The organism is Shewanella colwelliana (assembly GCF_001735525.1).
Classification (GTDB): Bacteria; Pseudomonadota; Gammaproteobacteria; order Enterobacterales; family Shewanellaceae; genus Shewanella; species Shewanella colwelliana.
Genome location: NZ_MCBT01000043.1, coordinates 59,431 through 83,395 on the forward strand (window position 1 = coordinate 59,431; position 23,965 = coordinate 83,395).

Here is a 23,965-nt window from a genome sequence, read left to right on the forward strand (position 1 = left end):
AAATATTTCAAGCATTACCCTCTATTGTAGAAAGTATATTTGTTCGGTTGGATAACGCTCAAAGCCTGCATTTAAGAGGCTTTGGCTTATACGCATCAGTATAAAGGTGTGAGTATGATGCTTTGGGTGCAATGCCAAACCCGCCACATTAGCAGGTGATCAAGGGATACTTGTTGCAGAGGAGTGGATAACAAAAGGGAGCCAAAGCTCCCTTAAATAGTGAGCTGTTGACTATGGGTTTTGATTAATCCAATGCGTCAGTGTATCGAACAACTCATTAAGCACTATTGGTTTAGTAATATGGGCATTCATACCTGCCGCTAGGCTCTTTTCTCTGTCGCCGGACATGGCATGCGCTGTCATAGCAATGACAGGAAGCTCCTGCTGTGAGTATCGTTCTCGCAGCGCTTTGGTGGCGGTTAATCCGTCCATCACTGGCATCTGAATATCCATCAATACCGCGTCATAAGGTTTGCTGTCGACCATATCTAACGCAATTTGACCATTTTCCGCCACGTCAACTTCATAGCCAGCACTCTTGAGCAACTCTGTCGCTACTTGCTGATTAATAAAGTTATCTTCAACCAGTAGAATCAAACCCGATACTTGACTATCACGCTCTTTAACCGGCTCTTTTGCCAGCTCAATAGCAGGATTAAGCTTAGGTTGGTCGACAAAGGCAGAGATAATCTCATCGAACAGGGCCGATGCTTTAAATGGTTTTTGCAACATGGCATAAATGGCTAAATCATCGAGATCTTCTTTTAGCGGCTCAGATGCATAGGCTGTCATCATAATGATCACCGGCCGCTTACTGATACGGCCATCGGCCACCATCAGATCCAGCTGCTTTATCACCTCAACCCCATCCATCTCAGGCATCATCCAGTCAAGCAAGAGTAGATCAACCGGACGACGCTCAAGCTTATAGAGGGCTTCGGCGCCAGTTGACGCCGTATCCACATCGAAGTGGAAGTCACGCATTGCGGTCGAATATATCTGTAACGCCGTGGGATTATCGTCAACCACTAAAGTGCTCAGGTTACCCATGCCTTCTGGTACAACTAAAGGCTTCACCTTCGCTTCTTCGGCAATTTCAAAACTGATGGTGAAACTGAACGTACTACCAACGCCCATTTCACTCTCTACCTGCATGGTGCCACCCATCATCGAGACGAGATGCTTACTGATTGACAGCCCAAGTCCCGTGCCACCATAGTTGCGCGTGGTGGAGCCGTCGGCCTGTGCAAAGGCATCAAATAAACTCTCTTGCTGCTCTTTACTGATACCGATACCTGTATCGCGCACCCAGAACTTGAGAGTGATACGATGATCCCGCTCTCCCACGTCTTCACAACCTAGTTCAATCTCACCCGTCTTGGTGAACTTCACCGCATTGCTGAGCATATTAATCAGCACTTGCCCTAGGCGCAGTGGATCACCCTCGAGGATCAATCCTGCAGTCACTGGCGCATACAGAAGCAGTTCAACCCCTTTTTCTTGCGCCTTAAGCGCATTGAGGTCAAGCGCGTGGTCTAAGACTTTGTCTAGAGGGAAGGCGACTCGCTCAAGCTCTAGCTTGCCCGCCTCGATTTTAGAGAAATCAAGGATATCGTTGATAATGCGTAGCAGTGATTGCGCAGAGAATCCCGCTTTATCGAGATAATCGGCTTGCTGTGGTGTCAGCGAGGTACGCTGTGCCAACTGCACCATACCGATAATGGCATTCATGGGGGTACGGATTTCATGGCTCATGTTGGCCAAAAACTCACTCTTATACAGGTTAGCGGATTCCGCATCCTGTTTAGCCTCAAGTAGCGCCACTTCGTTACTCTTATGTCGAGTAATATCTTTGTGAGTTCCCACCATACGTTTAGGCTGATTATCACTGGTGAATTCCACCACCCGGCCCCGACTAAGCACCCAGTGATACAAGCCACTCTTGCCGCGCATTCTAAACTCGATATCGTAGGCACCAATAGGATCGGCAAGATACTGCTCGCGGTACTCTTCGACCCGAATGCGATCGTCTGGATGAATCAGATCATCGATAGTAGAGACCAAGGCGGGGAACTCATTACTCTTATAGCCGAGCATCGAGTAGTAAGCTGGATTACAGATGATCTGCTCTGAGTCTAAATACCAATCCCATAGACCATCTTCTACCGCATCCATGGCCAAGTGATAACGCTCTTCACTTAAACGTAGCTGTTCAGCTGACTCATATTCTCGGGTTACATCACGCCACACAGCAATCAAACCCAGTAGCTCGCCACGACGGTTATAGAAAGGAATTTTGAGAGTATCGAGCAATACAGGTTTACCCGCCAACTCAACTTTCTCTTGATAACGAAGTGGCGTGCGCTCAGACAATACGCGCTCATCTTCAGCGCGAATACGCACTGACTGCTCGTTGCTGGTCATGGTTTTAGAGTCCTGACCTATCATCTCGCTTTCGGTATAGCCCAGCATCCGCTCTGCTGACTTATTACACCCTAAATATTTACCCTCTTTGTCCTTAAAGACAATCGCCTCTGGTATAGAGTCCAGCAGCGAACGTAGCAATGCATACTCTCTCTCGCGCCGCTCGGTGGTCTCTTTCAAACGCTCTGTACGGCGGGCCACCAACTTGTCTAATCGACGGTTCTGCTCCGCAAGATGACGGGTATATTGCTGGTTCTCTTCAAAAATTCGACTGACCAACTGGAACCAAGGCTCCCAACCTTGAGTGATCTTCTCAGGCGGTTTGCGCGGCTCTTGAGAACAGCCCTCTAAGTGAGTGAGTAGTCGCGAAGCAGGGCTCACAAATGAGCGGCGTGTCTGCCAATGAACAATGGTCACCAAGACTGACAGGGCGATAACCACCAGCAAGAAGGTCAGCTCGAGTTTCTCCCAAGAATCTTTAAACAGTTCATTTTCGTCTTGCAGATACAACAAACGCCATGGCGCATTTTGCAGCGCCACTGAGTGAATATAGTAACCGTTGCGCATAATGCCTTCATGGGCATCAAACAATTCCGACTCCGGCACTGAGTGCAGCGCTGACGGGATCTTCTGACTAATGTGATACACCCGGTTAAAGTCACCAGTGTCGATATCACTGTGAGACAATATGTTGTTTTGCTGATCAAGCAGAATCACTGTGCCCGGCATCTTAAAGTAGAGACGGATCTGTTTTGCCAGGGAAGAGAGCGTCATATCTAAGTTGATTGAACCAATAAACTCATCTTCAAGGTAGATGGGAACACCTAAGGTGGTCAGTAAGCCTTTGTCTGTCGGCTCAACATAGGCGGGGCTCCAGAACACACTGCGCTGCGGGTTCATAGCTGGTGTGGCTAACTGAAATTGGTTTTTGTTGAGCAGTTCTTCACGAAATCGTTGTTCATCCGATGGCCATGGGTAGTAGGACATCATGCGGTGTTTGGAGATATAGTAGATAGATGACGCTTTAGGGGCTGCTTCAGTCGCGACAGGGAATGAGAGTGATAATTCGAACAGCATTTCAAGCTCTTGGTAAAACTTATCACTGCGGCCGTTGAGTGAACCCGCACCTGTGATGCGCCCCATATTGGTAAAGGGCTTACCACTGGTAGCGTAGCTAGGTTCTAAGGTAAAGAACTGGCCACTTTCATTAAATTTCTCATATTGCGGCAGTCGTTCAGTACGCACCAACTCACCGAGTTTTAAATGGTCAACCGCCACATTTCGTAAACTCTTTACCGCGCGAATACTGGACTCAAGTAACAAATCAATCTGCAATACATGACGCTCAACCAGCTCTTCACGCTGGCTCATCATCTGGGTCTTTTGCCGTTCAAAAAACATCCACGCTGTCAGCAAGGCCATAATAATTACACCTATGTAAGTGTAAAATACGGCGCGGTTATAGTTTTTTTGTATGGGAGACTTAAGCTGTAAGTCCGGCTCTGTCGATTTCATTCATTACCTTTGAGAACAAGTGCCTGCCACCATCAATCCATATCATGGCACAACATATTGCTCTTATAGTATCAGGAAGCCAGAGCTTTGGAATACAAACTACAACCGGCTTGAGTAAAACTTAAATAATTTGTGAGCACTACAACGCAAAAAGACTCCAATTGATGGAGTCTTTAACACCAGGCGCTTAGATTGATAATGCGCCGCATTAAATCGCTAACATAAACGGCTCAATGACACTTTTTTAGAACATCCACAACTGACAACATCTGGATACCCCTGAATTGATGTCAGCAGATGGTTATTACAAGTTCTCCTCGGCAAACTCGGCTAAACGAGAACGTACGACCCCATTGAGATAAACATTAGCACTGCCCTCAAAGTTCTTAAATCGCTCCACAATGTAAGTTAACCCCGAGGTCACCGCAGTGAGGTAGTTAGAGTCTATCTGCGCTAAGTTACCGCTACAGATAAGTTTAGTACCCTCTCCCATACGGGTGATCATGGTTTTTATTTGTGATGCCGTTAGATTTTGACACTCATCGAGTAACACCACAGAATTTTGAATCGAACGGCCACGCATAAAGTTAATCGACTTAAACTGGATATTGGCTTTATCCATGATGTAATTCATGCTGCCAGTGGGGTTAACATCGTTTTTATGTAACACCTCTAAGGTATCGGTAATTGCAGCCAACCATGGCGCCATCTTCTCCTCTTCTGTGCCCGGTAGGAAACCAATAGACTCGGCAATTTCAGGCGTGTTACGGGTAACAATCACTTTGTCATATAACCCCCGTTCAACCACCATCTCCAAGGCTGCGGCCATTGCTAGCAATGTTTTACCGCAACCAGCAGGGCCGGTGAGAATGACCAAATCGATATCGGGATCAAGTAACGCCTGAAGCGCCATCCCTTGATAGATATTCTTCGGCCGAATCCCCCAAGCATCCAAATGCAGCAGTCGATCGCGGCCTAGATCGAGGATCTCAAGTTCTTGAGTATCATTGCTTAACACTCGGCCACAAAAGTTTGAGTCTTCATCGATGAGGTACTGATTGGTATAGAAGTTTTCATTACCGACTTCGGCAAGGGGGATTTTGTGCACCGTATGCCGGCCCTGCCCCTCGGTCGCAACGTGCTCTTTGCGTGCCCAAAAATCACCACCAAACTGATGGAAACCTTTAGCAAGAAAGCGAATGTCATCGATAAGCTGATCGGTACGGTAATCTTCTACTTGAGTGATACCAGCACCTTTGGCCTTGAGGCGCATATTGATATCTTTGGTGACGAGCACCACTTTACGGGGCGCATGCAAGGTTTGCAGGTGCAGTGCAGTATTGATAATACGGTTGTCATTGTTATCGCCGGGAAGCGATGCTTGAGTAAATTCGAGTTGGTGATCGGGGAATATTGAGAGGGAACCAACAGCGTCGCCGTGGCCTTCACGTTTAGGCAACTTCACTCCATTAATAATCTCTTCTGGAGTGGTTTTGCCACCGAGGATATCCTCCAACGCTCTAATAGCGACTCTGGCATCTCGGCTTACGTCTCGCTTTCTATCTTTTATCTGGTCGAGCTCTTCCAGAACGGTCATGGGGACAACTACATCATGCTCTTTAAACGAATAGATAGCTAAAGGTTCATGCAGTAACACATTGGTATCCAGTACAAACAACTTCTTGTCGTCTTGTTCCATGGCGCCTCCACTTGTGCGTAGGGTTGATTTTTTGGCTTAGGTTATGACTCCAACTATTAAGGGTGACGGATCAAATCAAAATTGAACCAACATTATGTTCAAATCCATACTGACACCAAACCGATTTTGCTTCAATCGGAAACTTGTTACTTAGAGTATAGGCAGCCACTTTGAGACTCACAGCCCAGCATGACAAAAAGATGACAAGCCACCCCACCAATTTACAATTGGATAATTTGTAATCTATCCCGTTAGCCATTAGGCTTTTAAGCTGAGCAGCAGCGCGGTATTTGTGTTCGACATCATAGCCTCGATTGGATAACATACGCGCCCTTTCGTGATTCACCCTGTAGATGAGAAATTGTAATGCCCTTTTCCTTAGGTCAACGTTGGATTAGTGATACCGAATCAGAACTTGGTTTAGGTACTGTAGTTGGAATAGAAGACCGCATGGTCACTGTGATGTTTCCAGCGACTGATGAGAACCGCATGTTTTCGCGCAACGACGCGCCATTAACACGCGTTATTTATAATCCAGGCGATACCATTGAGAGTCACGAAGGGTGGAGTTTAACGGTTAGCGAACTGGAAGAAAAAAACCAACTCATTATCTACCACGGTGTGCATAGTGAAACTGGCGAACAAGTCAGCCTTAGAGAGACGCTTCTCAACCACAATATTCGCTTTAACAAGCCGCAGGATAGACTGTTTGCGGGTCAAATCGATCGCTTAGATAGATTTGGCGTACGTTACCAATGCCAACTGCTGCGTCACAAGTTGGCGACCTCAGACCTATTGGGTCTACAAGGCCCGCGTGTCGGACTCATCCCGCACCAGCAGTGGATTGCCCATGAAGTGGGACAGCGTTTTGCACCGCGCGTATTGCTGGCCGATGAAGTGGGACTAGGTAAAACGATCGAAGCAGGCCTTATCATCCATCAACAACTGTTGACGGGCCGCGCTGAACGTATCCTCGTGATTGTGCCAGACACATTGCGCCATCAGTGGTTAGTCGAGATGCTACGCCGCTTTAACCTGCGCTTTTCGGTATTTGATGAAGACAGATGTGTCGAAGCCTATGCCGATCACGACAACCCTTTTTATACCGAGCAGTTAGTCATCTGTTCGCTGGAATTACTGCGCAAGAAAAAGCGTCTTGAGCAAGCCCTGGATGCTGATTGGGACTTAATGGTGGTCGATGAAGCGCATCACCTTGAATGGACAGAAGATGCCCCAAGCCGCGCTTACCGTGTGGTTGAAGCGTTAAGTGAAGTGGTACCTGGCGTATTACTACTAACCGCCACCCCAGATCAACTTGGTCACCAAAGCCACTTTGCCCGTCTACGCCTCTTAGACCCAGACCGTTTTTACGATTACCAAGCCTTCCTCAAAGAGGAAGACAGCTACAAAGAGGTGGCGACCGCGGCCGACCAGCTCAGTAAAGGCGTTAAGCTTTCTGACGATGCAGTTGCGAGCTTAACCGAGCTATTAAACGAAAAAGATATCACCCCTTCGCTGCGTCTTATCGAAGATGAGAGTGTTGATGCCGATGTACGACAAAATGCACGAGAAGAGCTATTACAGGAGCTACTGGATCGTCACGGCACTGGCCGCGTACTCTACCGTAATAGCCGAGCCTCAGTAAAAGGCTTCCCAACTCGCATATTCAACGCACATCCCCAAGCGATGCCAACACAATATGTTACGGCGGCGAAAGTATCGGCCATGATGGGTGGTCAAAGCGATCTGCAAGCTAAAGTGAAGCAGGCATTAAGCCCTGAGAAGCTTTACCAAGCGTTTGAAAGTGATAGCGCCAGTTGGTGGAAGTTCGACCCACGAGTCGACTGGCTGATTGATTTCCTAAAGAGTCATCGCAGTAAAAAAGTGCTAATCATTGCCAGCCAAGCGGAAACTGCACTCAGCCTGGAAGAAGCGCTGCGTACCCGTGAAGGGATTCAAGCAACCGTATTCCACGAAGGCATGTCGATTATTGAACGCGATAAAGCGGGTGCTTACTTTGCTCAAGAAACTGGCGGTGCTCAGGCACTTATCTGCAGCGAGATTGGCTCAGAGGGACGTAACTTCCAGTTTGCTAGCCATTTAGTGCTGTTCGATCTACCGCTGAACCCAGATCTGTTGGAGCAACGTATCGGTCGTCTCGACCGTATCGGTCAGGCCAATGATGTCGAAATTCACCTGCCTTACCTTGAGCAGACGGCGCAAGAAAATCTCATGAACTGGTATCACAAAGGTCTTAACGCCTTTGAGCAAACCTGTCCAACTGGCCATATTCTGTTCAATGAATTCAGCGAAGAGCTACTGACACAGCTGGTGTACCGCGATGAAGACCAATTTACCCAGCTACTGAACCATACGCAGACACGTTACAAAGCGTTAAAGAAAGCGATGGAACAAGGACGCGACAAACTGCTAGAAATCAACTCTCATGGTGGTGACAAAGCCAACAAGCTGGTAGAGAGCCTCGCCGCACGCGATGAAGATACCCAGCTCATTGGCTCAGTGATTCGTTTGTGGGACATCATAGGTGTCGAACAGGAAGATAGCGGCGAAAACGCTATTGTGCTGCACCCAAGCGAGCACATGATGTTCCCCACCTACCCGGGGCTGCCTGAAGATGGCGTCACTGTTACTTTTGACCGTGAGATGGCGCTGTCTCGTGATGATATTGCGCTCATCACCCAGGAACACCCGCTGGTACAGACTGGACTCGATTTAATCACTTCATCTGAAACCGGCACCACTAGTGTCGCCATTTTGAAGAACAAGGCGTTACCTGCAGGCACAATCTTCTTAGAGCTTATCTATATGGCTGATGCCTCTGCACCTAAGTCAAGCCAGTTGTATCGCTATATGCCGCCGACACCAGTACGAGTTTTGCTCGACAAGAATGGTAATAACCTATCAGACAATGTCAGTTATGAGAGTTTTGATAAGCAGTTAAGTGCGGTTAATCGCCATATCGCCAGTAAGTTAGTCAATGCATCACAAACTTTACTGCACCCGCTATTTGCTAAGGCCGAAACCTTTGCCGAAGCCGAGTTACAGCTGCTTACTGAGACCGCTAGAGCGAAAATGACCACGCAATTGACGGGTGAGCTTGAGCGTTTAGAAGCGTTAAAAGCCGTTAACCCTAACATTCGTGACGAAGAGTTAGCGCACATTAAGTCACAAATGAGTGAGCTCAATACCTACTTAGATGGTTGTTTGTTGCAACTCGATGCCGTCCGTTTAGTCTTGGTGAGTCACGCTTAATATTTACTGCATAATGATTGCAAAAAAATGCAGGAGTTAATGACTCCTGCATTTTTATTGCCACCAGAAAATTTCTCACAGCCTTAAGATAAAACCAATTATACTCAGCCAATAACACTCTGCTTTAAGCCCGTAATGAAATCACTAGCCCTATATTTTGCAGCACTGTCGTTTTGCTTCAGTCTATCGCCACTCTACGCTGCCACCGCACCGGCTTATGACTACCTCCCCGAAAACGAAGTAGCCACAATCACCATTGGCGAAAAACAGAGTCATGCGTTGGTCCGCTCATGGCGTGGTAAACACCAGTATGGTGCTGCTATCTTATTTTCTGACTTTGGCACCAATGCCGACCCCAGCGATGTGATCACCTTTCTAAGGCGTCATTTAAATGATAAAGGTTGGGCAACCATCAGCCTTAGCGCCCCCGATAACGGCCCACAGGTTAACCATACTACCGACGCGAGCGAAGTGAGCAAATCTGGTGAAAAACAACTGGCACTAAAAGCCAGCAAGTCGCTGCCCAAATACAGTGAAGAAGCGTGGCAAAAACTCAGAGAGAAACAGCATGAACAGCTGATTCAGACAATGAATCAATTGGATGCATTAGGTCAACCCTATCCAGGAAAGCGTATTCTAATTGCATCGCAAAAAGGCGCAGGCTTGGCTATTACCCTATTAAATGCTGGCTCACTCCCTAAGCCCGATATCTTAGTGATCATTAATCCCTATTTAGACCGCAGCGAAGAGAATCAAAAACTGGCACAACAGATTGCCGAGTTAACCATTCCCGTATTAGATATTCAATCACCAGATGCCTCACCTGAGGCACTGGCAACCCTATTAGAGCGCAAAGCTCTAGCACCGCAAAACCAGCCCCTTAGGTATGAACAGCAAATATTAGCACTTAACTTAGATCAACCGAGTGCCTGGCAAGAAATTTTAGTGCTAGTACAAGGCTTTGCTAAACGGATCATGAAGGCCTACCCCTAACGAAGATAGGCCATTTTTGCGAGGAGCTATTTTTTATCTTTACTGAGCATCAACGCCAAAGCGATTAATACCACTATCACCCCCATGTAGAGCAGCTCTAGCATGGAGGTTGGTTTCATCTCGGTAAAATAGGAAAACACCTTGATGATGAGCATCATCAATATCACTTTACCTAGCTTGCTCTTGAGCGAGTCGATACTGCTGATCACTAAGATTTTCCCACCAGCAACACTGTCATCGGCCGCCTTTAGGTTACTAATAAAGAGCTCATACAGACCAAAAGCAAAAATCAGCAACACTGCGCCCAGTAGGAAGGTATCTAAAATCTCAACGACAACCATCACTAAGTCATTGCGGACGTCATGACTGCCCGTGATGAGATAATCCCAAATCAGTGCCATCATATGCATCACATCTTTGACACCCATAATAAACACCACAAATGCCGCGACGACACAGGCAAATACACCTAACATTACCGAGAGTCGGCTACTCCATAAAAACCGTTCAAACAATTCACGCATCAATAATATCTCTACCGCTAATATTTGCGGGCGATAATAGAGTTTCGCTTACCATACGTCATAGCGACGATATCAGAGTGTGATCGTTATCACTTAGGCGCCGTTTGCAAAGTAGATTAACTACCAGCCGCGCTGTCGCTCTTGATACGCCCGCTTAGGATCTTTGGTCTGACGAATCGCAGCATTAACACGATTCTTGCCTAACAACAGGCGGATTTGACTAAATGATTCACGCCTCAGCAAACTACGCTCCGTTGCTCGCCAACTCTTATTGATACTCGCCTTAATCGCAGCATTAGCATCGGGAGAGGTCGCCAGCAGCTTCTCAGCCAAGGCTTGTGCCCGTACTCGTGGTTGCTCTGACACCTCTGTCACCAAACCATATGTTAATGCTTGTTGAGCAGAGATCACTTCCGCAGTCATGGTTAATAGCATGGCGACATCTTTACCCACTAACTCCCTAAGCCCAACAAGCCCTGCCATGTCAGGGACTAATCCCCACTTAGCTTCCATGATCGACATTTTGCAATCATCAGCAACAATGCGAAAATCTGCACCCAGCGCAATTTGGGTGCCGCCACCATAACAGACCCCTTCAATGGCACAGATCACAGGCACTGGCAGACGTCGCCAACCAATAGACACCTGTTGGGCTAAGTTCGCATTACCAGGTAACCATTTAAATAGCAGTTTTACTGCTTGCATGGGCGACTTCATCACACTACTGACATCAAGCCCAGAGCAAAAATTGCCTCCGCTTCCCTGTAAAATAACGCAACGTACACCTCGATTTTTAGCTAGCTTCCGTTGCACCCGACGAATTGAGGTGAATAGCGTATAATTAAGCGCATTATATTTATCAGGCCGATTTAGCTCGACATAAGCAATGCCGGCTTCAATCGTCAAAGTTACCAATGGATGTTGCATTCCTTTACTCCCACAGCTCATCTGGTCAGTCCAGACGAAACTTTAACACATTTGGCATATTTACCTAAAACATATAACATGTAGCGAATTTTTGACTAACGTCAAAATATTGCCACTAATATTTACCTTAGTTAATCAATCTGATAGATAATGCTTGAAACCAGGTTGCGAGTGATGTTTTTTTGACAATTGCAATAAAAAACCTTACACAAGATCTTATAATTAGCGGCACGGTAACCGTACCTACTTACTGTTAGCTAAATACGTTTTCATCATTGAAAACGACAATGAATAAACAACAACTGCCCCAAAATCATTAATAAGTGTTATCTTCAATAGAAGGGCAGATTAGGATGTTATAACTAGAATGTCGATCCCAGTACTAATATGTGATGATTCTGCACTCGCTCGAAAGCAGATGGCTAGAACGCTTCCAAAGGAGTGGGATGTCGAAATTACCTTCGCCAATAATGGCGCGGAAGGTATCGATGCGATACGCGCTGGCAAAGGGGAAGTGGTTTTTCTCGATCTCAATATGCCTGTCATGGATGGTTATGAAGTCCTAAAAACCATTCAACAAGAAGATCTCCCCGCACTGGTTATTGTGGTTTCTGGTGATATTCAAATAAAGGCTCATGAGCGCGTAAAAGCCATGGGCGCCCTCGATTTTATTCAAAAGCCAGTTAGCGCTGATGCCATTAGCAATATTTTGCAAGAATATGGCATTTTGACGATTGCACTGGGCGAGAGTGACAGTGATAACCCGATGATCGAAGTTGATCTGCGCGATGCCTGTCAAGAGATCGCCAACGTTGCTATGGGCCGCGCGGCGGATCTCTTAGCTAAACTCCTCGATGTGTTTGTGTTACTCCCTATCCCAAATGTCAATGTGTTAGAGGTGAGCGAACTCACCATGGCACTCAAAGCAACTGAAGAAAGTCAGACCGTATCGGCACTCTGCCAAGGTTTTATTGGAGCAGGCGTTGCGGGTGAGGCTTTATTGTTATTCCATGACTCCTCCTTTCAAGATATGGCGCAACTCATGGGGCTGACCAATCCAGAGGATGCCAACACCGAAATTGAGGTGATGATCGATACTGGCAACGTACTGATTGGCGCTTTCCTCAACGGCATATCTGAACAGCTGCATATGAAATTTAGCCAAAGCCACCCAGTGGTCTTAGGCAGACACTGCACCGTGAATGAACTGATCCACGACAATTCAGAGAAATGGGCTCGCACGTTGGCAATGGAGATCAACTACCGCATCGAAGGCCACGATATTCAGTGCGATCTGTTGCTACTATTTACAGAAGAATCACTACCGACGCTGAACTTTAAGCTCGGTTACTTGCTAGATTAAATTGGACAATTAGATGGCGTATGACCAAAGCGCAATGAACGAGTTACACTGGCTAATCGATATGGTGCAAACCATAGAGGTGGGCTTGGTTGTGCTTGATCGTAACTACGATATTCAGCTCTGGAATGGTTTTATGGAGAACCATAGCGGTGTCTCACCTAACTCCATAAAAGGCTCTAACCTGTTTGAGCAGTTTGATTACCTACCAGCAACCTGGTTAAAGCAAAAAATGGAATCGGTGTTTCTGTTGAAAAACCGGGCGTTCATTAGCTGGGAGCAACGTCCCTATGTGTTCCAATTTGGTAATTATCGCCCTATCACGGGTCGTGCCGATTTCATGTACCAAAATGTTACCTTGCTGCCACTCTCCTCGTTAACTGGCGAAATCACTCACATCAGTATGATCATTTATGACGTTACCGATGTCGCGATCAACAAGCTACAACTCAAGGCTGCCAACGAACGCCTTGAACATCTCAGCCAAACAGATGGTTTGACACAACTACACAATCGCCGCCACTGGCAGATATGCATGCAGCGCGAGTTCGATCGCCATGCCCGTTATGGTGAACCAACCACGCTTGTGATGTTCGATATCGATCACTTTAAACGTATCAATGACACCTATGGGCATATAGCAGGCGATAAGGTGATTCAGCATGTGTCACACATTCTAAAACAGTCTTTGCGTGAAACTGATTGCGCCGGACGTTACGGAGGTGAAGAGTTCTCGGTAGTACTAGCCAATACCGATGCAAAATCGGCACTTAACTTTGCCGATCGTTTACGAGAAAAAATTGCAGCCTCAGAGATGCTCTATGAAAGCGCAAAAATCAGTGTAACGGTAAGTATTGGTATCTGTGATATTGAAGAAGAATTAGAAAATAGCGGTAAATGGTTAGCCAATGCCGACCATGCGCTTTACGAAGCCAAGCAAGCGGGCCGCAACTGCTGTAGGATTTTTGAAGGCTAATACCATCTGTATCAGCATTAATAAAAAAGCCCTTGTTATTGACTAACAAGGGCTTTTTTTTCAAACCGATTAATGAAAGCGGGCTTCTTCTTCGAACTCGTCATCATCTTCATCTTCGGCACCTTCGCCAATGAAGTAGGTGCCCCAGCCGTCGTAATCCACTTTTAACTTAGCCGCTAATAGAATCAGATCTTCACAGGCCTTGTCCAATAACTCAACTTCGAGCTTGTGGTAAGCAATGGCATCAAAGCAGAAAATCACCGATCCATCATCGAGTTCCATCTCTTCAGCATCATTGACTTCAAAACCCATTTTAAACGCCTCAACAGCCGCTTTTTCTAAACGATCGAAGTTGGCTGCTGAAAAATGATGTTCAATGGTATATTCAGCATCTGGCTCAGAGCCATCGGCAAGGATCGCTTCAACAATCTCTTGGTTCTCTTGCTTCTGTTCCTGTAACTGACGTTCTGTAGACATGGATCACTCCGAAATAAACAATAAAAACAGGTTAAATAGCTTGCTTTGCCATTAAAGCAGAAGCCTCTAAATTTAACTGCGCTAACTTTTCAGCCATCATACTATGAATACGGGCAGACAGCTCTTTGACTTGTGATTTAGCTAACCCCTTGGTTTCGATCGGCTCCATCATCTCGATGATCACCACACCATTATTCCAACGGTTTAACTTTATATGTTCTTGGTTAGAGGCAAGCACTGGTACCATAGCCACACCAGCCTCAATGGCGGTATGAAATGCGCCAGACTTAAATGGCAATAGCCCCTTTCCCCGAGAACGTGTTCCCTCTGGGAAAATCCAGATAGAAAGACACTTTTCTTTAATCTTTTTTGCCGTTTCAGCCATGGTTTCAAAGGCGCGATTACGGTTTTTACGGTCAATGAGAATATTACCCGACAACCAGTAAATCTGACCAAAAAATGGGATCCAAGCTAAACTCTTTTTACCCAAGCTCACCGTACCTTTAGGCACTGCCGCTGTATGGGTAAACATATCAAAGTTATTTTGATGGTTAGCCAAGAAGATACAAGGTTCGGCACGTTGTACCTGCGGCTTGCGCACCACCACTTTCACGCCTAATACAGGCGCGGCCCATGAAAAGATTTTAGCAAACAAATGTACATTGTCTCGATGGCGCGGTCTAAGCAAACAATAAAGTCCACCAAAAACAAATGCCAACAACAACATAACTGCCAAGATCAGTGATCTGAAGATTAACAGCACAACATACTCCTGTGATTTCAGTGGCGCTAGTATACCAGCAAGGGTATTCGACTTACACCTGTACGAGAGACTCTTGCACTGTTAATCACTCAATACCTTTTACGCCAATACCTTAGCAAGTTTGGGTTGCAGTAATCTAAATGCCACGGCAGTCAAAGCCAAGGTTGCAACAATGGCAGCGCCACTGGGTAAATCAAAGCTCGCGGAGAGCACAAGCCCAACCCCATAACCCACAATACCGACGAGATAAGCGATCGCCCACTTAGCTTTCCCTAGGTATTTGTTCACAGCCAGCGCGGGCAAGATAAGCGAACTAAACACCAAATAAACCCCAACCAGTTCAACCGACAGCGTGATAACTAAGGCAAATAACAGATAAAATCCAGCCCCCTCGAGTAGGCTAGGTTTCCATGCAATGGTCAGTAAAACCAAAAAGGATACGATGGCTGGAAACAGCAATTGTGACCAGTTGACCCACAGGATTTGCCCAGACATCAACTGTTTCAGCATCTCTGCACCATGGGGATCATTTGATAACAGCAACATAGCAGCCACAGCCGACAATACGTAGAAACAACCAATAATGGCTTCTAGCTCATCTGCCATACGTTTTGATAGCCAGGCAATAAAGCCAGCACCAAGCAGGGCAAACAATGCCGGCATCCAAACACCCGAAAATGGTAGGTGCTCAATATCATGGTTGGTATGCGCAATAATTGCACCCAAAGCGGCTACTTGAGCAATCGCGAGATCGATGAAAATAATCCCACGTTTGAGCACTTGGCTACCAAGTAATACATGGGTTGATAAAACGAGAATACCAGCGGCGAAGGCTGGCAATAATATAGAAAGCAGATCGAGATCAAACATAATCTTACGCCTAATTCAGTAGAAGCCGCAGCGCTGCTTAGTCACAGCACTGCGGCTATCGATTACTGTTGCGACAAACTTAACAGCAGACCGATCACGCTACGGTACAAGGAAAACAGATCTTCGCTGTCATCATTACCGCCAACAGACATAGGAAGTACTTGTACAGGTAAGTTGGTACGTTCCCCTAGCCAGCGTGCGCCACGTTCATCTTGGTATGAGGCGACAATAATGGCCATGACATCACCCTCTTGTGATCGACTTTGTAAACTGGCCAGATGGCTAGTACTAGGTGGGATCCCTGGTTTGGGTTCGAGGTCGCCAACTTGCTCCATGCCTATCCAGTTAAACAGGTATCGAAAGCTACTATGGTACGCGATTACTTTTTTGCCTTTTAATGGGGCAGCTAGCTGTTGCCACTCAGCTATCGCAACCTGCCAGCGTTGGCTAAAGTCAGCCAGTGCGGCATCATATTGGTCTTTCGAGTCAGGGTCGAGTTGCACTAACTTAACGCTTAATGCCTGTGCCACTTGCAACAAGCGGTTCGGGTCAAAGTGCAAGTGAGGATTACCTTTCGCATGCACATCTCCCATGCTGCGATCGACACTCGCAAGCCTATCTAAGGTATCGATATGCTCAGCGGCAAAAAACAATCCCTGCTCGGTAGAGCGTACCTTTGCGTTAGATGATTTCATCTGCAGCATAGGCAACCAACCCACTTCGAGATCGGCACCGGCGCAGATAGCCAGATCCGCTTGGCGCATCTTAGCAATCAAACTCGGTCGCGCCTGAACCTGATGGGGATCTTGCATTGCAGTCGTCGCCGAGTAGATTTTGGCATCGGGTGCCAATTCCTGTGCCAATGCGGCATATTCAGGCTCACAAGCAAAGATATTCAATTGTGCTTGAACACCGCTGGTAAACGTCAGTGCAAGAGCCGCACAACTGGCTTTAATGACTTTAGAATTGATGCGCACCGTGAGCCCCCAGAGTCATAACATATTGAAGTGTGATGACATTATCGTCGGTGAAACCATCAAAGTTAGTACCTTGTTGATTGGTATACTGTAAACGCACTGTCGAAAAATGACTATGATGCCAAGCAAGGCTCACTTCGGTTTCTTTTAACTTTTGGCTATCGAAATGGTCGTCATGTAACTCTTGCGTATCGACCTGACCATAGCGAAGTCCTGCTGACCAATTAGGGCTAATCTGATACACAGAGCTTAAATACCAACCCGTCTGATCATCTGGTCCATGTTCACTGCTGTGAAGGTGACCGTCGTCATGTTCATCAAGCGGCGCAAAATCTGTCACTTTAAAGTACTCACCACTGACCGTTAAATGCTGGTACTTATAGTTACCATTAGGCGCCCACTTATAGACAAAATCAGCCATATAAGTATTTTCACCAGTATACTTTGCCGCATGGGCATGATCATGGTCATGGCCGTCATCGGCTGCAGGCTCAATGCCATGCTCTTCATCTTCATGGGCAGTTAAACGACCATTTTCGTTACGCAAATAACTTAAGCCTACCTGCCAAGAGCTGCTTAGCCCTATATCGCCACCGATTTTAGTATAGGCCGTATAGACACCAAGATTTTTAAAATCACGTTCACCATGTTCATCTTCGGCGCGCATATTGTCCCCCTTAAAGGCTTCAATACCCATGGCCCAAAATAGATCAGTTGGCGCGACGTAATCGAGACGCACGCCGTCATCAAAATAGTGACTACCTAAAAAAGCTCGATAGGCTGCTGGCCTATCAGAAAACGCATCGGTATGGACATGCTGATTGTTGAGATAACCCACGTCCGACAAAAATCGACCCGCACGCACAGAGAACCCCGCAGGCATCGCGGTTGTTTGAATAAAGGCTTCCTCTAACCCTAGTTCTGTCTCACCCTCATGAACTTCTAATACTGCAGTCAGCTTACCGTAAAACATATCGTCAATATTGGCACTAATCGCCACTTCCGTATGCCCTAAACCGAATCCTTCTTCACGCTCGGCCATCGGTCGTTCAGTATTTTGATAATAACCATCGAGTACCGCGCTGATTGCAGGGTTAGTTAGGCTAGAATCTTCCGCAAAAGATACATTAGAAATAAGCGCACACGCAGCGGCTACCGCTGAAATTCGGGTATTTAAACGAGTCATATTTTCTCCAAAAACAGGTAAAGCGCTCTCTAGTCAAACGACTGAGAGAAATAATAATTAATTGTTAAAACAAGCAAGTATTACGAGTTTTTGGGCGGCGCGCGGCTATGAAAATAATCAATATGAGTCGCTAAGCTAACAGTTAACTTTGACTCAAACTTTTCATAAATGGGTGAAGGAAGGGTAAAAATGAAATCGCCAACAGGCAATAAACTATTAAGTTGGACTTTTTGAATACAGAGGGTGCAGTGATTTTTCGCACCGTCATCAACATGTTCTAGGCTATGAGCTGGCGCAGCAACAGACAAGCAAAACAATATCGCACTAAGCCATATCGCTACTCCTCTTGCCAAACCCTTAGTCTTATATGCCATAGACTCTATGATTGATGATTCAAATTGCGACCAAGTTTAGGGATTACCATGACTAAGTCAAGCAACAAATAGGCTAAATTTTAGCGCTTGTGTAACAATTTGTCAGCAACAAGCGTCTACCTATAGCAGCCGTGCGGTAACCTTATGCTGTTGTTATATCGAAACTTGAATCTTATCTTCACCCAGCCAACAGTATCAAGTATACAGAGCAACAGAGAGCATCAAATTCGAAATGTTTTATTTCAACAACACGGCATATGAGAGGGGAACAAACACTAACCAAAGCTTGAACTGAGTCACGCAGAAGGATCGGCTAATTAAGTCTGACTTAAGTTCCAAACGCTAAAATAATGCCATATAGTGACATTAACAACAAACATGATGTCAACGACTCAACGCTAAAGGAAACAATAAGTATGAAGGAATTTTTCCGCGAAAATTTTAAGATGATCTTTTGGACATCGGTTTTCTTTATCGCCATTCTTGGCGGCATCTATTACGTTGAAGCAGCATTAGAAGCTCAGGTTCAAGTGGTCAGCTAACAGACCTATGGGTGGCCAACAATCGGAGCCACCCTCCCACCTTCATCAAGCACCAACGTTTACCTCAGTCGCGATACTTGCGTCGCTGCTCACTGTCATCGACAACTTCAACCTCAGGCGCCTCAATCACCTTAAGGTGATCCATCATATGGCTAACTAACAGCAGCATGATAGAAAAAATAGCGATTGGCGTGGTGATGTGCCTAAGTTCAGGGGCAAAATAACCATAGCCTAACGCCGCAGCACCAATATAAAAACCTAAGATTTTCAAACGTGATAATAGTGGATTTTTACCTAGCCACGCCAGACAGTGAGGGCACTGTATTTGCGCATTGAGTCCCTTCCCCCGTTGGGCATTCACACCACCCACTCCAAATGATTTATGACAATGAGTACACAGCACAATAAAACTCTCTAATGATATTGGCAGGCAGTTTAACAGATAGCGTGCAATTTTCGCAGATGTGATTTTACAGTATCTCGCAGAGGGATTATGATTCAAGGCATTACATTACCAAGGACTTTCATAAATGTTGCGCACACTCATTTTGGGATTTATCACCGTTATAGGATTAAGCGGAGCGCCCGCTTTTGCTGAAACGGCACCCACTCCAATAGATGCAGAAACAAGCACGGCAGTCAGCGCGCTAGAACAACTGCAAACAAGCATTACTAGTGATATCGATAAGCTGGCCAAATCCAATGGCGAAATGAAGCAGTTTGTTGAGTACCGCATCAAAGAACACGCTAACCAATACCACGACCAGTTAAAGGCCTTAATGGGCCAAGAGCAACTTGACAGCGCAACCTTGCTACCACTGGTTAATGACCATCTAGCCTTTATCAACCAAGTCGCGGCCTATTATGCAGAAGATATAGAAAGCTTCAAATCTGAGCTGGGTAAAGATAATGATACTGCAGTGATGCTAAATCTTGCCAATCGAGAGCGAGAACGCGATGAGATGCTACAGGCAAAATATGAAACCTTAACTTGGTTAGAGAAACTCGGCGGCGACATTACAGCCCAGAAGCAAACGCTACTTGCAGCCTTGTTAAAACGCTCAAATGTACTCAATAGCCTAGTGCATTTCACACAAGATAAACTCAAAACCGCTGTCGCTGATGCCGCTACCGCTGGCAAGGATGTCACTGGTGAACAAACCGCATTGATCACGCATTTGAAAGAGCGATTAGATCTGACGAGCAGCAGTTTGACGGTTGCTATCAATCTCCTGGATCAGTTAGAGCAAGATACCTCCGCATTAAAACAAACCCTGTTTAGTATCTCAGGCGATATTACCCAAGATGTACTTAATATTGATGTAGCCAGCAACCTGTTAGAACAGTGGTGGGATACCGCCAAAAACCAAGCCATCGACAATGGTCCAGGGCTAACCTTTAAAGTGTTTATTTTCGTTTTAATCCTTTTTCTAGCTAGCCTTGCAGGTAAAGCGACTCAACGTTTGATCAAGAAAACCGTCAGTAACTCAAAACTAAAATTCAGCAAACTATTACAAGAATTCTTTATCTCTTTGTCGGGCAAGATTGTCTTTGCCCTGGGGTTAATGATAGCCCTGTCACAACTCGGATTTGAACTTGGCCCACTGTTGGCTGGTTTCGGTGTTGCCGGTGTGATTATTGGTTTCGCGCTGCAAGATACCTTATCTAACTTCGCCTCAGGCATGATGATCTTAATTTATCGTCCTTACGATGTGGGCGATCTGATCAATGCTGCAGGGGTCACCGGTAAAGTCAGCCAGATGAGTTTGGTTTCCACCACCATCAAAACCTTAGACAACCAACGCCTGATCATCCCTAACAATAAAATATGGGGCGATACAATCAACAACATCACCGTCGAGCATCAGCGCCGCGTCGATATGACATTTGGTATCGGTTATGGTGATGATATTGAAAAAGCAGAGAAAGTATTAAAAGCGATCGTCGAAAACCATCCTAAGGTACTCAAAGACCCTGAGCCAACAGTGAAACTACACCTATTGGGCGAGTCATCGGTAGACTTTGTGGTACGCCCATGGGCTAAGCCTGCGGATTATTGGGATGTATATTGGGATATCACCCGTGAGGTGAAAATGCGCTTCGATCAGGAAAATATCTCTATCCCATTCCCACAACGCGATGTGCACATCTATCAGACTAAGTAACCTGAGTTCGGTTTCATCGTTGAGATAGAAAAAAGCGCCAAGGGTGTATTACCTTTGGCGCTTTTGATTTTTTTACAGGTCAATAACGCTAAATGATCACGCCAAGCCGACTATTTCGCCATGCTCATTGATATCGACATTAAGGTAACCAGGGCGAACCCCGAGCCCAGGCATTGTCATGACTTTCCCCACTAACGCCGTAATAAAGCCTGCACCAGCATTGAGTTTTAACTCAGTGATCGGCAACTCAAATCCACTAGGAGCGCCCTTAACCTTAGGATCATGGCTAATTGATAACGGTGTTTTGGCTACACATAAAGGTAAATGCTCAAAGCCTTTCTGTTTTAGCATTTCCAGTTGCGAACAAGCTAAAGGAGACAAGTTAACCCCAGAAGCACCATAGCCAATTTCGGCAATCGTCATCAGCTTAGCTTCAATGCTCGCTTCCAATTCATATAGATACTTGAACTCACCACCAGCTTCAGTGGCATGGACCACAGTTTGTGCGAGCTGGGTCGCCCCTTGGCTACCTTGAGTGAAAGCTTCTGACACCTCACAACCAAATGCCCCCAACTCAAGTACCTCTGCTTTAAGCCAAGCCAACTCTTCAAAAGAGTCAGACTCAAAACGATTAATGGCAACCACCACCGGCACACCATATTGCGCCACATTGCGCATATGCCAAGCTAGATTGACAAAACCCGCTTGTAACTTGCTCATCTCATCCCTTGCCTCGCCATCGGCAAGCTCGGCGTTGGCTTTTAGGGCTTTTACCGTCACAACAATGACCGCTGCATCAGGGGCTTTTCCCGATTGCCTCGCCTTAATATTGCAAAACTTCTCAAACCCCATATCAGAGCCAAATCCACCCTCGGTCACCACAATATCGGCCAGTTTCAGGGCTATATCATCGGCAATGATAGAGGAGTTACCGTGAGCAATGTTGGCAAATGGGCCAGCATGAATAAGACAAGGCGCCCCCGTCAGGGTTTGCATCAGCGTCGGTTCAATGGCCTCACTCATGATCACTGTCATTGCACCCGCAACACCAAGTTGCTCTGCGGTGATGAATTCACCGCTTTTGCTCAGTGCCAACACTATCTGACCGATACGCGCTCGCATATCTTGCAGATCTCGACTTAACGCTAAGATAGCCATCAACTCAGACGCGGCGGTGATATCAAACCCGCCGTCATGAATAGGGCCATTACTAGCACCTTGTGCCAAGGTAATTTGGCGCAGGCTGCGCTCATTTTGGTCCACCACCCTACGCCACATGATCTTATTAGGGTCAATATCTAGCGCTGGTAGCAGAGACTCCTGCGTAAACACTTCGGCGCCAAGCCGCGTTTCATGATAAAGACGCGCATCGAGGGCAGCGGCAGCGAGATTATGGGCGCTGGTCACGGCATGAATATCACCGGTCAGGTGCAGGTTTAACGCCTCCATCGGTACCACTTGTGCGAGCCCCCCTCCAGCAGCCCCGCCCTTAATACCAAATACAGGCCCCATACTTGGCTGACGAATACAGGCGCAAGCTTGCTTACCTATGGCTTGTAATCCTTGAGTCAAACCAATAGTCGTAACCGTTTTTCCCTCCCCAAAAGGCGTGGGCGTTACCGCTGTGACTATAACTAACTTACCATCTCTGTTATCTTTTAGTCGTTGTTTGATAGATAAGTTGATTTTGGCTTTGGTCGAACCAAATAGGGTGAGTTCGGCAGGGATAATGCCAAATTCTTGAGCAATCGTCTCAATGGGCTGCAACTGCGCTTGGCGGGAGATTTCAATATCAGACAGCATAGGCAATGCTCCTAAAACATAAAAGAAAAAGAAAACATGAGCTGTGTTGCATAGTAGGGGAAAATCCAGCCAAGACAAACCTATTCATTTGCGGCAACGCCTTTAATTAAGCTTTTATGAATCTAAATCAAAAAAACTACCGACCCAGGTAAAAAAATAGCGAGATTGGAGAAAAAGATGAGTGTCCATAAACTGCAACTTTCCCCCTTTATCGCCGGATTCTGGCGGCTCTGCGATTGGCAACATACACCGCAGCAGACGTTAGCCTTGATTGAGCACTACCTAAGCCTAGGCGTCACCAGCATGGATCACGCCGATATCTATGGCGAACATCGTTGCGAAGCCCTATTCGGCAAAGCCCTCGCACTCAAGCCGTCACTGAGACAACAGATGCAGCTCGTGAGTAAATGTGGCATCAAACCCGCTTTTGCATCGACTCCCGAACGCTACGTTAATCATTATGACACTAGCTACAACCACATTATTGCCAGTGCAGAACAATCACTGCGCGCATTACAAACCGACTATTTAGATCTATTACTGATACATCGTCCCGATCCATTAATGAATGCCGATGAGGTGGCGAGTGCTTTCGAGCAACTATATCAAACAGGCAAAGTACGGCACTTTGGCGTATCAAACTTTACACCGTCGCAGTTTGAGCTGCTGCAATCTCGGCTAGATCGTCCATTGGCAACCAATCAATTAGAGATCTCGCCAATGCAACTGTCAGCGCTGCATGATGGTAGCTTAGATCAGTGCCAGCAGTTTCGATGCGCCCCCATGGCGTGGTCATGCCTTGGCGGTGGAGAGATATTTACAGACACATCAGCTAAGGCTAAACGACTGCGTGCGACTCTCAACAAGATTGCCGCGCAGCACAATACTGATGATATTAGTCAGATCATTTATGCTTGGGTGCTTGCCCTTCCTAGCCGGCCAAAACCGATTATTGGCAGTGGTGATCTGGCGAGGATAACGTCAGCGGTTGCGTCTCAACATATCAATTTAGATAGACAGCAGTGGTTTAGTATATGGCAAGCCTCTAGCGGACACTGCGTGCCTTAACCCTATAGTACTGATAGTCCATGGCACCAAAAATCAAAAAAGCCAGCAA

The 23,965-nt window shown here is 46.4% G+C and carries 18 protein-coding genes; 7 read left to right on the plus strand and 11 right to left on the minus strand.

The genetic code is table 11. The features are described 5' to 3' along the window. Window positions 1–231: 231 nt before the first annotated feature. Together BEL05_RS13275 and BEL05_RS13280 are read right to left on the minus strand one after the other, a co-directional pair. Complete coding sequence (locus BEL05_RS13275) at window positions 232–3,939, minus strand: response regulator (protein WP_069671442.1); 3,708 nt, start codon at window positions 3,937–3,939, stop codon at window positions 232–234. Window positions 3,940–4,243: 304 nt separating this feature from the next. After that, window positions 4,244–5,638: a PhoH family protein gene (locus tag BEL05_RS13280; protein ID WP_028762677.1), complete on the minus strand. Its 1,395-nt coding sequence runs from the start codon at window positions 5,636–5,638 to the stop codon at window positions 4,244–4,246. Between the two features lie 366 nt (window positions 5,639–6,004). Here BEL05_RS13280 and rapA point away from each other — a divergent pair, with 366 nt between their 5' ends. After that, entirely contained in the window at window positions 6,005–8,911 is a 2,907-nt protein-coding gene (gene rapA, locus BEL05_RS13290) for an RNA polymerase-associated protein RapA (RefSeq protein WP_028762675.1), read from the plus strand. A 135-nt stretch (window positions 8,912–9,046) separates the two neighbouring features. Beyond that, complete coding sequence (locus tag BEL05_RS13295) at window positions 9,047–9,904, plus strand: DUF3530 family protein (RefSeq protein ID WP_069671443.1); 858 nt, start codon at window positions 9,047–9,049, stop codon at window positions 9,902–9,904. A 26-nt stretch (window positions 9,905–9,930) separates the two neighbouring features. On the opposite strand, the gene BEL05_RS13300 is transcribed toward BEL05_RS13295, so the two are convergent. After that, window positions 9,931–10,428 (minus strand): YqhA family protein, encoded by a 498-nt coding sequence (locus BEL05_RS13300; RefSeq protein ID WP_028762673.1) that lies wholly within the window; start codon window positions 10,426–10,428, stop codon window positions 9,931–9,933. 120 nt (window positions 10,429–10,548) lie between these two features. Further along, complete coding sequence (locus BEL05_RS13305) at window positions 10,549–11,355, minus strand: crotonase/enoyl-CoA hydratase family protein (RefSeq protein WP_069671444.1); 807 nt, start codon at window positions 11,353–11,355, stop codon at window positions 10,549–10,551. A 367-nt stretch (window positions 11,356–11,722) separates the two neighbouring features. Here BEL05_RS13305 and BEL05_RS13310 point away from each other — a divergent pair, with 367 nt between their 5' ends. Both BEL05_RS13310 and BEL05_RS13315 read left to right on the plus strand, forming a co-directional pair. Then, window positions 11,723–12,718, plus strand: a complete 996-nt coding sequence (locus BEL05_RS13310; protein ID WP_028762671.1) for a response regulator — start codon at window positions 11,723–11,725, stop codon at window positions 12,716–12,718. A gap of 13 nt (window positions 12,719–12,731) precedes the next feature. After that, complete coding sequence (locus BEL05_RS13315; protein ID WP_028762670.1) at window positions 12,732–13,691, plus strand: GGDEF domain-containing protein; 960 nt, start codon at window positions 12,732–12,734, stop codon at window positions 13,689–13,691. A 69-nt stretch (window positions 13,692–13,760) separates the two neighbouring features. Here BEL05_RS13315 and rraB read toward each other — a convergent pair whose 3' ends face one another. The 5 genes from rraB to BEL05_RS13340 form a co-directional block, all read right to left on the minus strand. Further along, a complete protein-coding gene (gene rraB, locus BEL05_RS13320) occupies window positions 13,761–14,168 on the minus strand; it encodes a ribonuclease E inhibitor RraB (protein ID WP_028762669.1) in 408 nt (135 codons plus the stop codon). Window positions 14,169–14,199: 31 nt separating this feature from the next. Continuing rightward, window positions 14,200–14,931, minus strand: coding sequence for a 1-acylglycerol-3-phosphate O-acyltransferase (locus BEL05_RS13325; protein WP_069671445.1), 732 nt, complete (start codon window positions 14,929–14,931; stop codon window positions 14,200–14,202). Between the two features lie 99 nt (window positions 14,932–15,030). Then, the gene (locus tag BEL05_RS13330; protein WP_069671446.1) at window positions 15,031–15,801 is read right to left on the minus strand and encodes a metal ABC transporter permease; all 771 of its coding nucleotides are present in this window, start codon (window positions 15,799–15,801) and stop codon (window positions 15,031–15,033) included. A gap of 62 nt (window positions 15,802–15,863) precedes the next feature. Next, on the minus strand, window positions 15,864–16,778 hold the full coding sequence (locus tag BEL05_RS13335) for a metal ABC transporter solute-binding protein, Zn/Mn family (protein ID WP_069671447.1): 915 nt from the start codon (window positions 16,776–16,778) through the stop codon (window positions 15,864–15,866). Beyond that, complete coding sequence (locus BEL05_RS13340; RefSeq protein ID WP_069671448.1) at window positions 16,762–17,964, minus strand: hypothetical protein; 1,203 nt, start codon at window positions 17,962–17,964, stop codon at window positions 16,762–16,764. Before BEL05_RS13340 ends, BEL05_RS13335 begins: the two co-directional genes overlap by 17 nt. A 790-nt stretch (window positions 17,965–18,754) precedes the next feature. On the opposite strand from BEL05_RS13340, the gene BEL05_RS21300 reads away from it, so the two are divergent. Continuing rightward, window positions 18,755–18,880 (plus strand): hypothetical protein, encoded by a 126-nt coding sequence (locus tag BEL05_RS21300; protein ID WP_281179899.1) that lies wholly within the window; start codon window positions 18,755–18,757, stop codon window positions 18,878–18,880. Between the two features lie 64 nt (window positions 18,881–18,944). Here the strand turns inward: BEL05_RS21300 and BEL05_RS13350 are convergent, their stop codons facing one another. Further along, the gene (locus tag BEL05_RS13350; RefSeq protein WP_028762663.1) at window positions 18,945–19,283 is read right to left on the minus strand and encodes a hypothetical protein; all 339 of its coding nucleotides are present in this window, start codon (window positions 19,281–19,283) and stop codon (window positions 18,945–18,947) included. Window positions 19,284–19,410: 127 nt separating this feature from the next. Between BEL05_RS13350 and BEL05_RS13355 the strand changes: the two genes are divergently transcribed. After that, the gene (locus BEL05_RS13355) at window positions 19,411–21,045 is read left to right on the plus strand and encodes a mechanosensitive ion channel family protein (RefSeq protein ID WP_069671450.1); all 1,635 of its coding nucleotides are present in this window, start codon (window positions 19,411–19,413) and stop codon (window positions 21,043–21,045) included. A gap of 96 nt (window positions 21,046–21,141) precedes the next feature. Here the strand turns inward: BEL05_RS13355 and BEL05_RS13360 are convergent, their stop codons facing one another. Next, complete coding sequence (locus tag BEL05_RS13360; protein WP_069671451.1) at window positions 21,142–22,848, minus strand: formate--tetrahydrofolate ligase; 1,707 nt, start codon at window positions 22,846–22,848, stop codon at window positions 21,142–21,144. Window positions 22,849–23,025: 177 nt separating this feature from the next. Here BEL05_RS13360 and BEL05_RS13365 point away from each other — a divergent pair, with 177 nt between their 5' ends. Continuing rightward, window positions 23,026–23,916 carry an aldo/keto reductase gene (locus tag BEL05_RS13365; RefSeq protein WP_069671452.1) on the plus strand — a complete coding sequence of 297 codons (891 nt, stop codon included), beginning with the start codon at window positions 23,026–23,028 and terminating at the stop codon, window positions 23,914–23,916. Window positions 23,917–23,965: the final 49 nt, after the last annotated feature.